The 13,818-nt window shown below is 60.1% G+C and carries 10 protein-coding genes and 1 tRNA gene; 4 read left to right on the top strand and 7 right to left on the bottom strand.

Going from position 1 to position 13,818, the window contains the following annotated elements:
* Window positions 1–55: 55 nt before the first annotated feature.
* Both GGQ88_RS15305 and GGQ88_RS15310 read right to left on the bottom strand, forming a co-directional pair.
* A complete protein-coding gene (locus GGQ88_RS15305; RefSeq protein WP_183614324.1) occupies window positions 56–2,272 on the bottom strand; it encodes a strawberry notch-like NTP hydrolase domain-containing protein in 2,217 nt (738 codons plus the stop codon).
* 76 nt (window positions 2,273–2,348) lie between these two features.
* Window positions 2,349–3,257 (bottom strand): DUF7146 domain-containing protein, encoded by a 909-nt coding sequence (locus GGQ88_RS15310; protein WP_183614325.1) that lies wholly within the window; start codon window positions 3,255–3,257, stop codon window positions 2,349–2,351.
* A 154-nt stretch (window positions 3,258–3,411) separates the two neighbouring features.
* Between GGQ88_RS15310 and GGQ88_RS21100 the strand changes: the two genes are divergently transcribed.
* The 3 genes from GGQ88_RS21100 to GGQ88_RS15325 all read left to right on the top strand — a co-directional run bounded on the left by GGQ88_RS21100 (window position 3,412) and on the right by GGQ88_RS15325 (window position 7,102).
* The gene (locus tag GGQ88_RS21100; RefSeq protein WP_246386083.1) at window positions 3,412–3,984 is read left to right on the top strand and encodes a lytic transglycosylase domain-containing protein; all 573 of its coding nucleotides are present in this window, start codon (window positions 3,412–3,414) and stop codon (window positions 3,982–3,984) included.
* A gap of 62 nt (window positions 3,985–4,046) precedes the next feature.
* Window positions 4,047–4,628, top strand: coding sequence for a thermonuclease family protein (locus GGQ88_RS15320; protein ID WP_183614326.1), 582 nt, complete (start codon window positions 4,047–4,049; stop codon window positions 4,626–4,628).
* Between the two features lie 188 nt (window positions 4,629–4,816).
* Window positions 4,817–7,102, top strand: a complete 2,286-nt coding sequence (locus GGQ88_RS15325; protein ID WP_183614327.1) for an nSTAND3 domain-containing NTPase — start codon at window positions 4,817–4,819, stop codon at window positions 7,100–7,102.
* 74 nt (window positions 7,103–7,176) lie between these two features.
* Here the strand turns inward: GGQ88_RS15325 and GGQ88_RS15330 are convergent, their stop codons facing one another.
* The 4 genes from GGQ88_RS15330 to GGQ88_RS15345 all read right to left on the bottom strand — a co-directional run bounded on the left by GGQ88_RS15330 (window position 7,177) and on the right by GGQ88_RS15345 (window position 11,641).
* Complete coding sequence (locus GGQ88_RS15330) at window positions 7,177–9,669, bottom strand: ATP-binding protein (RefSeq protein WP_183614328.1); 2,493 nt, start codon at window positions 9,667–9,669, stop codon at window positions 7,177–7,179.
* Window positions 9,666–9,872, bottom strand: a complete 207-nt coding sequence (locus tag GGQ88_RS15335) for a hypothetical protein (RefSeq protein WP_183614329.1) — start codon at window positions 9,870–9,872, stop codon at window positions 9,666–9,668. The genes GGQ88_RS15330 and GGQ88_RS15335 overlap by 4 nt, the downstream gene beginning before the upstream one ends.
* Window positions 9,873–10,161: 289 nt before the next feature.
* Window positions 10,162–11,388: a tyrosine-type recombinase/integrase gene (locus GGQ88_RS15340; protein WP_183614330.1), complete on the bottom strand. Its 1,227-nt coding sequence runs from the start codon at window positions 11,386–11,388 to the stop codon at window positions 10,162–10,164.
* A 166-nt stretch (window positions 11,389–11,554) separates the two neighbouring features.
* Window positions 11,555–11,641 (bottom strand) — tRNA-Leu (locus GGQ88_RS15345).
* A 193-nt stretch (window positions 11,642–11,834) separates the two neighbouring features.
* Between GGQ88_RS15345 and GGQ88_RS15350 the strand changes: the two genes are divergently transcribed.
* Window positions 11,835–12,806 (top strand): complex I NDUFA9 subunit family protein, encoded by a 972-nt coding sequence (locus GGQ88_RS15350; protein ID WP_183614479.1) that lies wholly within the window; start codon window positions 11,835–11,837, stop codon window positions 12,804–12,806.
* A 250-nt stretch (window positions 12,807–13,056) separates the two neighbouring features.
* Here GGQ88_RS15350 and GGQ88_RS15355 read toward each other — a convergent pair whose 3' ends face one another.
* Window positions 13,057–13,728, bottom strand: coding sequence for a glutathione S-transferase family protein (locus GGQ88_RS15355; protein ID WP_183614331.1), 672 nt, complete (start codon window positions 13,726–13,728; stop codon window positions 13,057–13,059).
* Between the last annotated feature and the right edge of the window lie 90 nt (window positions 13,729–13,818).

A 13,818-nucleotide genomic window follows, 5' to 3' on the forward strand; every position in this document is an offset into this window, starting at 1 on the left:
ACACCCTGTGAAATAATGCGAAGGACGTGGTGGTCAGTCTCCCGACATTGCGCGCCTACGCCGCGTTCCTTCGCATTATCGCCACCTCGCGATAACAGGTGTTATGCGCAGCTGCGCATAAGATTGCCCAGGCTTCGGCATAGGCGTCGTAAACTGCGATCTGGTCCTCGGTCAGGCAGTGCTCGAGAATTTCGTACTCGACCCCGGCGAAGGATAGCGCGCGGGCGGTGTAGAGTCCGAGCGACTTCAAGTCCCGAGCTACGAGTTCCATAGCGGCAATCCCGCCGTCGCGGATATCGGCGACGAAGGTTTCGCGGTTAGCGAAGGCGGTCTCGGGGCCCCAGAGACCGAGCCGGGTGGCATAAGCGAGGTTGTTGACGTCCGAGGCGCCGGTTGCCGAAGCATAGAGCACCCGGGCGCGTGGCAGCAGGTTCTGCAACCTGACCCCGGCGATCCCTTGCTCCGACCCTTTGACCTTGCCGCGTGAGCCTTCGCCGCCTGCGGCATTGGCCATGGCGTGAGCCTCGTCGAACACGATCACGCCGTCAAAATCATCGCCGGCCCAGGCGAGGATCTGGTCGAGGCGGGTCGCATCGTTCCGACCGGAGCGCAGCGTAGGATAAGTGACGAACAGGATGCCCTCACGCATGGCGATCGGGGTCCCCAGCCTCCAAGACGCGAGTGGCTGAATATCGATTGGCAGACCGCCGAGTGCTGTCCAGTCCCGCCGGGCATCTTCCAGCAAGGCCTCGTTCTTCGAAACCCAGATATGGCGTCGCTCGCCGCGCACCCAGCGATCGAGGATGACACTTGCGACCTGGCGGCCCTTGCCGGCCCCTGTGCCATCGCCAAGAAAATAGCCCTGACGGAACACTTGACCTTCGGCCGATGCCTTGAGCGAACAGCCTTTGTCTTCGGAATCAAATCGACCGGGCAGGTCGCGGGCGTGAGCGCTCACCGCATAGATCAATGTCTCGGCCTGCGCGGTGGACAGCAAGCCCTTGGAGACAAGGCCTTCGGGAAGCTGCGGCACCGCGTGGGGAACCGGCGCTGCGATCGAGCCCATGGCAACGGATTCAACCAGTGGCGTCGGATGGTCAGCGGCACCATCGATCTCGATACGGCTCGGCCGGTAGGGCAGATAGTGCCCGACCTGGCTTTCAATCGGTGCGGGATCCTCGAGCGGCAGGTAGGTCAACGGAACGATGGCGATCGGGGCAGCGGCAGACTTGGCTGGAGAAGGGAGCGGGCGACGCGACGTGGCGACCAGACGGAAAGGCGAACGAACCGGGACGCTCGATCGTTCAGGCACGACCGCCGCGCCAGCCCGCCCGGGCAATGCATCCACGAGAACCGCAATCTCCACAAAGTCATTTGTGCGGGCAACGACCGGCTCGGCTGTAGCCTCGGTCTTGTCGAGCACCAGCAAACGGGTGGTAATGCCGGTGCCTTGCTTGACGAAGGCGCGCTCGATTGCAGCATTGAGCCTCAGCGATGCGGGACCCTTGAGACCCGTCAGAAATCTGCTGACATCGAACCACTCGGGCATAATCGCAACGAGGCGACCGCCAATCGCCAGCCGGTTCCACGCCGAGCGCAGATGCCGTGCGCCAGTCCAGCTGTCATGTCCGCGCTCGACCCCGTGCGAATAAGGCGGGTTCATCAGCACCACGCTTGGAGCGACGGAAGGATCGAGCAGCTCGTCGATCAGTTCAGCATCGTGGCCGGTCAGCCGTGCATCTGGGAACAAGGCGCCGAGGCAGCCGCGGCGCAGCGGCGAGATCTCGTTGAGTGCGAGGCGCGCACCGGCCTTTGCCGCCCAGACCGCGAGCATCCCCGTCCCGGCGGAGGGTTCGAGGACGAGTTCGCCCTCAGAAATTGCGCAAGCACGGGCGGCGAGCCAGGCAATCCGGGGCGGCGTTGCGAACTGCTGCCATGCGATCTGCTCTTCGCTGCGGCTGGTCTGGGTTGGAACCCGTGCTTCCAGCGAGGCAAACAGGCTGCCGACATCGGTCACAGATGCTGAAAGGTCGAACTCCTCGCGCTCTTGCAGCCAGAGTATCTGAGCGAGTTCGATAGCGGCATGCGCGTCGCGCACCGACCAGCGCCCCTCGGCGTCGCTGCCGCCGAAGTACTCGGTCAGAGTGTCTGTCAGCTGTCTGCGGGTGATGGGTTCGCACGACGCTAACATCGCGGCGATCGAACGAGCGGCGATCAACACCAGCGGTTCAGATGGTGGGGGAAGCAAGAGAGTGGTTGCAGAGCTGAGCATTTGGAACCTCCTGACGAAGCCCCAATGCGATTGCCGGGCCTTCACCAGGCCAAAGGCCTTCTCTCCTCTTGTCCCTTCAGAGCTTGCTCTGTTGCCACGCCTGCAATGCGTCGTTCCAGTCGGCTCCGTGAGTGCGGGGACGACGCGTGATGATGTTTCGGTTCTCACGAGCATAGACGCTACGGGCCCGTTCTTCGGCGAGTTCACCACCCGCATCGTGGTCGATGAACAAGTGCAATTCGTTCACGCTTTCCGGAATCGACACGAGGCCGAATCGTTCGTTCCCCAGCGAGGCCCAGCAGGGAATCTGCGTCAAGGCCCGGGCAGCGAGTGCGCTTTCTATTCCTTCGGCGAGGCCCAGCTTTCCCCCGACAGGATCAAAGAGGCGGACTGCGCCTGCCGTCATTTTCCCTAGCGCCCGCTTGGGATTGTCGAAGGCGGCCAATACCGCCCCTACCGGATCCAAAAATGTCCGGTGGATTGCCACCAGCCCGTGATCCATGGTCACTGCCGCGATCAGAGCAGGTAGGTACTGCGTGTTCCCCTTGGGACCGAGCGGCGTGCGGGGGTGAAATCGCAATGCGCGAGAGACAGCCCGAATTCCTCGGGCCTCGAGATAGGCCTTTGCAGGGGTCTCACCGACAGGCTTAGCTTCGCGCCAAATGCGCTCCGCGAACGCGTTGCGGGCCGATTTGTCGATATTGCTGATGGGTTCGATCTCGGAGCCTGCCGAGAACATCGTCTCGGGAGAAACACCGCGCGCTGCCAAAGCCCGCAGCACCTGATCCTGGCTACAGCCCGCGAAGCAATGGAAGAGAATGGCGCGCCGGCCCAGCGTAACGCCAAGTGACGGCGTTCGGTCGTCATGGGCGGGGCATCGTGCCATCCCTTTGGAGCCTGACCAGTACCCCCCAAGCCCCTCGCAGATCTGTTTTGCCGAGGTAGCGAGAGACGTGGTCGGATGACTGGAGAACGAAGGGGACATTGGGTGGCTCCTCAAGCTCAAAAACCGTCCCCTCGCGAGCGAACTCTCCTCCCAGGCGAAGGTGCAAAACGCTTTCCTACACCCCCGTGTTCACCATACGTTCCTTTTCGATTCGAGGCAATCGGACGAGACGGAAATGATCAGAATAGGAAAGATGGGCGCGCTCTTGGCGGCCGTGACCGTGGTGCATGCTTCTGCTCAGGCGGAGCCCTCAAGCTTCGCGATTTTCGAGCATCGGCCCACTCCCAACGAGGAGGCGGATCCCGATCCAACTTACCTCGTGCAGACCGAGAGAAAACTGAGCCTCAGCGCGTCGGCACCAGCACCAACTTTTCGCGAGTCCATCTATTCCGCCAGCGTGCGAGAAGCGGAGCTGCGCTACAGCCTGCCCTCGGGTCTTTTGCAGGCATTGATATGGACGGAATCTCGATTCAATCCGATGGCGATCAGCCCTGCTGGTGCAGCAGGGCTGGCGCAGTTAATGCCTAGAACGGCTCGCTATCTTGGCGTAGTGAACCGGCATGATCCTCGGGCCAGCATTGATGGCGGGGCACGCTATTTGCGCGAAATGCTGGACAAGTTTGGCGCGATCCACCTTGCACTTGCTGCCTACAACGCAGGGCCAGGCGCAGTTGAGCGCGCTGGCGGGATACCTCGAAATAGCGAGACGCCGGGTTACGTTCGGAGCGTGCTTGGTAGATGGCAGGCAATCAGCTCGCGCATCTGACGCTACTTCGTCTAACATCATGACGACAGAGGAACTGGACTAGTGGGAAAGACCGTGTTGCGATGGCTCTGAAGCTGGATCGAGATGATGAAGATGAAAATGTCGTTCTGTTCGATTTTCGGGACGAATTGACGATGCAGCGCCGCAAACGGCGGCGAAAGGAATGGATGTTGGGACTGGGTGCGTTCTCGATCGTCTTCGCTGGAGGAATGCTGGCGCTAAATTGGCCGTTCGCCGATTTGGCCTCAAGTATTTCCTCGGGGCCGGTAGCTAAGCTCTCCCTCGTGGCAGGCAGCTCCTCGCCGAACTTTGAACTCTGCGGGATGGTGCGCCGGACTTGCGTCGTCGATGGCGACACCTTCTGGCTGGAGGGCGAAAAGATCCGGATCGCTGATATCGACACCCCTGAAGTCAGCGAGCCCAAATGCGATGCTGAATACCAGCTCGGTATGAAGGCGACCTACCGCTTGCGCGACTTGCTAAACGGCGGGGCCTTCGAGGTTCGCACTATCGGCAATCGGGATTCTGATCGCTACGGGCGCAAACTCCGGGTTGTCGTGCGCAATGGTCAATCGCTTGGCGATCATCTTGTGCGCGAGGGGCTAGCCCGCACATGGACTGGGCGACGCGAGCCGTGGTGCTGAGCGGTGATCTGAGCTCAGACGTCATAATGAGCACAACGAATTGGCAGAATTCGACCGAACTCGAGCCATTCCGCTTGGCGGTAGAAAGCGACCGTTATCGGGATACGCTGTCATTTGCACTAGCCTGAGCATACACCTTCGCCGACGCTTCGTTGCGGACCGAACCAGACACATTTAGCAGTAAGATCGTGACATACAGTTTCACTTCTCTCTCTCCAGCCGATTTTGAAGACCTTGCACGAGACCTGCTGGGCGAGGAATTGGCTTGTCGATTTGAGGCGTTTGGCCCTGGTCCCGATGGAGGCATTGACGGGCGTCACGCAAAATCTGGAGTAACCACGATCCTTCAGGCGAAGCACCTTCGCATGTCAGGCTTCGCGGCATTGGCAAGCCAAATGCGGAATGCTCGCCCATCAATCGATCAACTGCAGCCGGACCGTTATATTCTCGTCACCTCGGTTTCTCTCACGCCCGCTAATAAGAAGGCGCTCGCGGATATTATTGGCCCGAGCTTGATCGACGCATCCGATATATTGGGTTTCGAAGACCTGAACTCGCTTCTTCGAAAGCAAGACGATGTCGCCAAAAGCCACGTCAAACTTTGGCTATCCGATACGGCCATCCTCGAACGAGTTTTGCAGGCCGCTTCATATAACTTCACGACAGTCACCCGTGCGGAGATCACCGCAAAACTAAACGTCTACGCCGAAAACCCGAGCTTTGGTCAGGGACGAAAAGTTCTCGAAAGCCAACGCATTTTGATCATTTCCGGCCCTGGAGGCGTCGGGAAGACGACTTTGGCCGAAATGCTGGCATATGCCTACATCGGGGAAGGTTGGGATCTCGTAGCGATCCGCAGTCTCGACGACGGGTTTGCGCGGATAAACGACAGTCGCCGGCAGGTGTTCTTTTTCGACGATTTTTTGGGCCGCATCGCGCTCGACGAGAGAGCCTTATCTACCCAAGACACTGAGCTTGGCCGGTTCATCGCGCGAGTACGTCGCACGCCCACCGCACGGTTTATCCTCACGACCCGTGCACCAGTTTTTCAACATGCGAAACTCGTGTCCGATGTCCTCGCCGATCGACGGCTCGACGTGGCGCAATATCTTCTTGATGTAGGTATTTATACTCGCCGAATACGCGCTCGAATTCTTTATAATCATCTCGTCGTCGCTGGAGTACCTATCGAACATATTCGAGCACTCTACGAAACTGAAACGATTAAAGAAATTGTTGACCACGAGTTCTATAATCCGCGCATAGTAGAATGGATGACTGATATATCCCATATCGAAGATGTGGCGGCCGACGATTACCCCGAAACATTCATTAATAAACTAAACGATCCAGATTCGATCTGGGACAAGCAATTTCAGTATCACATACCGCGCAGGTGCCAGCATCTCCTATTTTCTCTTTATTTTGGGTCACAATACGGCGCAGAAATTGAAGATGTTGAGGAAATATTTGAAGGAGTGCATCCGCTTTTGTGCCAGAAATTCGGCGTGACCTGGGACGCCAAGGATTTTGAGAGTAGCGTAAAAACGCTAGAGGGCGGCTTTATCGCTGTCGCGAACGGCCGCATATCATTCATCAACCCGTCCGTTCGCGATTATCTCTACCGCTACCTGCTCGACAGAAAATTATTGGTAACGATGGCGGCAGGAGCCCCCACGTCCTCGTGCGCGATGCGAATGGTCGATCAGTTCAAGAAGCTTCCCGATCTAGCGCCCGATGATTGGCGGGCCTTGCTATCGGGTTTCTCGGCGCTTGCGCAACGGCTCAACACGATTCCAAGATGGAAGCGTATTTCTTCTAAGCCTACCAATCTCCGTGCCTATGACACGACCACATCGGACCGTATCAATATGCTGCTTCTATGGTGGCAGTTGAGCGGACTTGAACTATTTTTGGAAACGGCGGTCGCGATCGCAGCCAACCCAAAAGACCAATTCAAGTCGTGGGATGATGCTCGGACGCTGCCCACCATCCTCGCCAACCTACTATCTGCGCCCCAGAACGAAAAAAAAGATACCGGCCCGTTGGCAGTTGCTATCGAGAGCGCCATTCGCAAAATGCTCGGCGGCCCTCTCGATCCCGATGACCTCGAACGCATTGTCACATCGATCGACGCCAACAAGGCTAATCTCGGACAAATGTTCGATGATGAAATCAACACGGCAATTCCTGATATGATCGAGAATGTAGGTGGTAATCTCGGACACGTGGATTCCGATTCAACGCTCTCTGATTACATTTCGACCGTTGAGAAACTCGCCAATCGTATCGGGTACAACCCGCAAGCAGTGGATAGCGCTAAACGTGCCATTCAAAGCCGGATTGAAGAGGTGAGTGAGGATGCCGCGAAGGAGGAAGAGCTGTCGGTGACCGGTGGAGATATGCGTACAGATACCTTCGATGATCAAGATCTGAAAAATCTCTTTGAGCCTCTTCTCGCCGAAGAAGATTAGGTCAGTGATGGCTATAAACGGGTAGACGCCGGATAACGGGGCCGGCAGAGCATCTGAATAGGATCGGGCTCGCTCTATTTTTTGTCTAGGCGTCGGTAATAGATTCGTTGGCCAGCATCGGCGGGATCGACCTGTCGGAAATTTTCTGCATATTGATCGATATCCTGCAGCACGCCCAGCAGCATATGCGCGGTGAAGGGTTGGCCGACCGACGTCTCGTAGTGGGCGATGCAATTGGCGATGATCGACGTCGCGTGGGTTTGCTTGACCGCCGTCTTCTGCGCGGCATCCAGGACGCACTCGCCCGCCTTCTCGTAAAGGTCGACCGCCCGCGAGATCGCGTCGAAATAGGTGGAAAGGGTGCGATTGTCGGGCCGCGTCGCATAGTCCGGCGGCACAGGGATTTGCAGCCGCGCGATGATGTAGCCGAGCTTATATTCGAGATACTGGCGGACGAGCGGCCCGGCGAGGTCGACACTGCCCTGATTGAGAAGCGCGGTGGCCCGTTGCTTCAGCCGGTCGGCACCCTGGGCGCTGCTCTGCACGGCGCCCGTTGGCGGCATGCCCTGGAGCTTCTGGTGGTGCCAATCCTTGGTGTTGCCGAGCCGATCGAAGAACTTCTCCAGCGCACTGTCGTGGCTTAGCAAGATGAACTGGACGCCGTCAGGCCTCGCGCCGTAGCGAAGCTCCTTCACTAGCACTTCCATCAGATTGAATTGATGGCCGCCATCGAAGCTTGACGTGATGTCGTCGAGCACCATGAAGCGCGGGGGGCGGGAATGCTTAACCGCTGCCGACAGGAAGATGGAGGCGGCGACAGCATTGCGATAGCTCTCCGACAGCACAGCGCGCGCGTTCACATTCACTTCGCCATGGAAATCCGACAGGGTAAGGTCGATATTCTCGCTCTTCGCGGCGCGGGCGAGATGCGGCTTCAAATCCGGCGCACCGCGCATGATCAACGGGAACAGTCCCTTGTAGGCCGTCTCGATGTCCTTGAGACGCTCGGTCGAAAGCTTGGTCTCCGCGCCAGCGAAGATTTTATCGGCCTTACCGATGAAGGCCAGCCAGCGATCGATTTTCGCCATGGAGGCTTCGGCCGCAGCGAGCTTCGCGGTGGCATTATCGAAGCCGGCAAACTCGTCGCGAAATTTCTTGGCGTTCTCGATCGCGCGCGCCGCCGCTGCGACCGATGGGGGCAAGCTCTTCTCCAGCTTGACAATTTCGCTCTCGAGAGCCGTGACCTTTTCGTCGCGGGCCTTGGTCAGCGTCTCGAGCCGGGCCTTGACCTGCCCGATCTCGGCGGTCTTGACCGAACCTGCCTTCGCCCCCTTGAGCAGCACGGCCGCAACATGTTCCTCGGCGGGCACGCCGAGCGCAGCCGCGCTCTCGAGCTTGCTCAGCAGTGCGACGGCCGGACAGTCCAGACACAGTTTGGCGAGTTCGGCGTCCAGCTCCTTGACGGCGTCATAGGCGGCGATTTTTTCGTCGAGCCGCGCTTTCAGGGGCAGCTCCTGCGGAAGATCGCAGATTGGGCAGCTATCGTCGGCGGGCCATGCCGGCGTCCCGATCACCGTGGCGGCACTCTTGAGCAGCGAGAGCAAGTCGGCATGGCCGATTTTCGCGAGCGCATAGTCACGCTCCTTGGCGGTCGCCTCGAGCGCATCGAGCTGGCCAACATGCTCCTCAGAGAAGGTAAGTTCGCGCACCGCTTCGCGGTCCTGCTGCATCTTCTGCAGCTTGAGCCGGTTCGAGCTGTCGGAGCCTTCTTCCAAGGCGGCGACTGCCGCTTTGTGGTCGAAGTCCTTGACCGTCTTCCCGGCCATGACCGCTTCCAGCACGCCAATGTCGGTCAGCACCTGGGTGACAGTGCTCTCCAGCGTGGCGCGATCATCAATCTGGTCGAGGGTCTGCCCGGTCAGATCCGTATAGGCTTCGATGATCTTGCGCTCCGTCTTCGCGACACTCGCCTTGTGCTCGCCGATGTTCGCGCTCAGCACCTTGATCCCAAGATCGTTGCGCAGCGTGGCGGTGTTGTTCGCGCCCTCGATCGCTTGGCGGAGGTTTGAATATTGGCTGAGGCCGATCAAGGCCGAGAAGGAACGGCCACGCAGCAGCGCGCTGTTGTCGATAAAGCCGGCGAATGTCTTGTAATCGACGAGTACGAAATCCTCGCGGAGCGCATGGAGGACGTCCACCGGCGTCGCGTGGCCGGACGGCGATGTGACTGCGCGGTTGCCATTGGCATCGCGCACGATGCGAATGGTCACATCGGCGCTACCGTCGTCGGGCGAGAGCTTGAGATCGATCGTCGCCGTCTTGGCCGGATGGAAGCGGTTAACAATGTAGCTGTCGCCCTGCTCGGCGTCCTGCAAGGCGGCGAGGCGAGGGATTCCCCCATGGATGGCGAATTGGAGCGCCTCGAAGATCGAAGTCTTCCCGACGCCGTTGTTCGCGTAGATCGAGTTCACGCACTCGGGTTTGAACGAGAGGGTCAACGGATCGCCGTTGTTGTTGATGCCGCGAAAGCCTTCGATCGCGATTTGCGTAAGGAAGTAGCGCCTCATTTCGCCTGCTCCGCCACGGGCAGGGCGTCGAGTGCTGCGTTCACCTTGGCGTTGAATCGGGATCGAGCGTCGCGGTCCGCGCCGTGCGTGATCAAGATGTCGATATTGTCGAAGAGAATTTGGGCACATTCGGCATCAAGTTCTTCGCATGCCGTCTTGAAGGCGGCGAGATTTTCATCGAAGGATTTCTGAACGTCAAACACGAGTGCCCCCTACTGTCGTAGGAGCATCACTTAGCGCTTCTCGCTGGCCCCAGAAATCCTAAACTGAGAGCCTGTGTGATCCGCATAGTTAAATGAACATCTTGAGCTAGCTCCGCGGCAAGGTTCGAAATGTGGCGTCATAGGCCGCTGGCGGGTAAGCCTCAGTTGTCGGCATTCATCCACGCCTGAGCGCCTGCTCTCGCCGAAGGCCGTCATTCCACTAGCGAGCAACGAACGACGGCTTCGTCCCAACTCCGGTCCATCTCAACAGTCGTTAGATTTATTCCCCTCACGCTCCCTTCGCGAAGGCCACGTTGATGACCTTCCCGCCGTCGCGGATCGTATCGAGGTAGTCGCTCCACCATTGCGCCATCCGGACGCGCTCCTCCCAGTGCTTGCCTCGGTGGTAAACTCCGCGGACGGCGTTGCTGTCACCATGAGCAAGTCCCCTCTCGATAGCGTCGGGGTTCCATAGACCGCTTTCGTTGAGCATCGTCGACGCTGTGGCGCGCAAGCCATGCGCTGTCACTTCGTCCTTCGTGAACCCCATCCGACGAAAGGCGGCATTCAAGGTGTTCTCGCTCATCGGGCGGATAGACGCACGGGCTGACGGGAACACATAACCTTCGGTGCCGACCATTTCGGCCAGTTCCTTGAGGTAGCCAATCACTTGCTTGGACAGCGGCACGGCATGAGGACGGCGTGACTTCATCTTGCCCGCGGGGATGCGCCAGACGCCTTCGTCGAGATCGACCTCCTTCCACTCCGCGTGGCGCAGTTCGCCAGGTCGCACAAAGACGTGGGGTGCGATGAGGAGGGCATATCTGGTGAGGAAGTTTCCGGTGTAGTCTTGGATCGCTCGAAGAAGGCCTCCAAGCTCCTTGGGCTCGAGGATGGCGGCATAGTGCTTTGCCTTGGGCGTGATCAGCGCGCCGCGAAGCATGGTCGTCGGATCACCTTTGCAACGGGTCGTGGCAACGGCGTAGCGAAACACGCGGCTCGCGAACGAGCGGGTTTTCTTCGCGGTCTCATGCTTACCCTTTGCCTCGAGGCGCTTCAGGGGCGCTAGCACCTCGAACGGCTCGATTTCGTCGATCGGACGGCTGCCGATGGCATCCATGAGCTGATCGAGAAAGAAGTTTGCCTTGATGATGGTGGCATCGGCACGGCCGTTCTGCACCATCATCTCGTCGATGTACTCACGCGCCACAGCCTCGAACGTTTGGGCCGAGAGAAATTCAGAGCGGATCTTCTGCTTGCGCTTCTCCATCGCCGGGTCGCCGCCTGACGCAATTTTCACGCGGGCTTCGTAAGCTGCCTGGCGAGCCTGCTTCAGATTGATCTCGGGATAGAGGCCGATGGACAGCTTCTTTTCGACTGGGCCGATTCGGTAGCGGAATCGCCAGAGTTTGCCCCCCGATGGGGAGACCTCAATGTACAATCCGCGGTCGTCAGCGACCTTGTAGGGTTTGTCTTTGGGCTTGAGTGCGCGAAGCCGAGTTTCGGTCAGCGACATGTGCGGGCCTTTTCCCAATGTGGTTTTCGCAAAGGCCCGCAAAAGGCCCGCAAAAATGTGCGGAACCCCCGAGAAAAGGCGGGACGATCCGGCACGATCCAAGGGCCAATTCCCTTGGATTTCTGCGGCTTTTATACACTTGTTGGGTTGTTCCGAGAAGAACAAATGGTGCCCAGAAGAGGACTCGAACCTCCACGCCCTTGCGAGCGCCAGCACCTGAAGCTGGTGCGTCTACCAATTCCGCCATCTGGGCACGGGGTAGGAGGGCGCAACTAAGGGAAGGGGGGCGGGGTGTCAACGGGGCAATGGGCCGGGACCTGCACTCTTTTTGCGCGCGGCTGGCCGTCAGGGATGTTCGGCATTGAAAGCGCAGGCAGTGCTGTGCCAAAGGCAGCGCGGACGCTTGCGATTGCGGGCGGATGACAACGCAGACAGGACACCGGCACATGGCACAGGGCAAGACGCGCGATCTCGATGGCATGCTTGTGGCGCTCGTCGGTGGGACAGGGTTCTTCGGAGCGCATCTGGCGCAGGAGGTGCTGGCGCGGGGCGCGCGGCTGCGGGTGTGTAGCCGCCATCCCGAACGGGCGTTTCGGGTCAAGCCGCTGGGGATTCTCGGGCAGGTGCAGACCGTCGCGGTGGACGTGCTCAAGCCGCACACGGTGGCCGTGGCGTTGAGCGGGGTTGATGCGGTGGTCAATCTGGTCGGGGCTTTCTCGGGCGATCTCAACGCTTTGCAGGGCAGCGGCGTCGGACGGCTGGCGCAGGCGGCGAAGGATGCAGGCGCCAAGGCGTTCGTGCATATCTCGGCTCTGGGGGCCGATGCGGCGTCCGACGTGCCTTATGCGCGGACCAAGGCCGAGGGCGAGGCGGCGGTGCTTGCAGCGTTCCCGAACGCGACCATCCTGCGCCCCTCGATCCTGTTCGGCGAGGACGACAAGTTCCTCAATATGTTCGGAAATCTGGTTTCTACACTGCCGATCGTGCCGGTGTTCGGACCGCAAGCGAAGCTGCAACCGGTGTTCGTCGACGATGCCGCAGAAGCGGTGGGTAACGCCCTAGCTAACGGGGAGGTACACGGGGGTAAGGCCTATGAAGTGGCAGGTCCCGAGGTGATTACCATGGGTGAACTCAACCGCCGCATCGCCAAGGCGGCGGGTCGCTCGCCGATGTTCGCCGACCTGCCCGATGCTGTCTCGGGCGCGATCGCATCGCTGACCGGATGGCTGCCCGGCGCGCCGATTACCACGGACCAATGGAAGCTGCTGGTGGCGGGCAATGTCGCGAGCGGCGCGCTGCCCGGGATCGAGGCGCTGGGCGTTTCGCCGCGTCCGCTCGGCCTGTTCCTCGACCGCTGGATGACGCGCTATCGCAAGTTCGGGCGGTTCGGGGTGAAGGCGAAGGCCGTGCATACCTGACAGGGCGCAGGCCGACCCTCCTTCGACGGGCTCAGGATGAGCGGGGGTTCGCGTGCCACTTCCAGCCCCACCCCCGACCCCTCCCGCGAGCGGGAGGGGGGAAGAGTGTGAAGTCCCCCGCCCCCGGCCCCTTCTGCAGGCGGCAGGGGGGAAGAAGGGGGCTACTCCCACTCCCGCTTGCGGGAGGGGAGCGAGACTTGGCGAACGCAGTAAGCTTCGTCGCAGCGGGGTGGGCACTGCGCCCTACCCCTCAGGCGTTGACGTCGCCGTAGTGAGCGGGGGGCTGGATCACGTCCATGCGTTCGGCCAGGAGCGGGCGGAAGCTGGGACGGCTTTTGAAGACCGAGTACCAGCTGCGCGCCTGTTCGTGGTTGGACCAGTCGATGCCGCCGAGGTAATCGGCGACCGAGATCTGCGCGGCGGCGGCGAGATCGGCGAGGGACATCGTCGCGCCCGCCAGCCAAGGGCGATTGTCGATCAGGAAATCGATGTAATAGAGATGCTCGTCGGCCAGCCGCATCGCATCGCGCAAGCGCTTGCTGTCGGGCGGGGAGCGATAGAACAGGCGCTTGCGCATGCGTTCGTCGAGCAGCGGGTCGGTGACATCGGCGTGGAAATTCTCGTCGAACAGCGCGACGAGGCGGCGGATCTCGGCGCGGTTCACCGCGGTGCCGTTGATCATCGGCGACTTGTCGACCGTCTCTTCGAAATACTCGCAGATCGCGCGGCTGTCGGCCAGACTGATCCCGCGCTCGGGGTTCTGGATCGCGGGCGTGCGATAGGCCGGGCTGATCGAGCCGAACCCCTCGCGCCGCTCCCACGGGTTTTCGCGCACGAGATCATAAGCCACGCCCTTCTCGCTGAGCAGGAGACGCACCTTGCGGCTGAACGGGCACAGGGGGAATTGGTAAAGCTGCCACATGGGGAGGAGTCATTGCGCGGGGATGGGGGGGAAGTCTAGGGGGGTTACAAAAGGCCGCACGGACTAAATTGATTACAAAATTGTTTAGGG

The sequence above is a fragment of the Novosphingobium hassiacum genome (genome assembly GCF_014196055.1).
Lineage (GTDB): Bacteria > Pseudomonadota > Alphaproteobacteria > Sphingomonadales > Sphingomonadaceae > Novosphingobium > Novosphingobium hassiacum.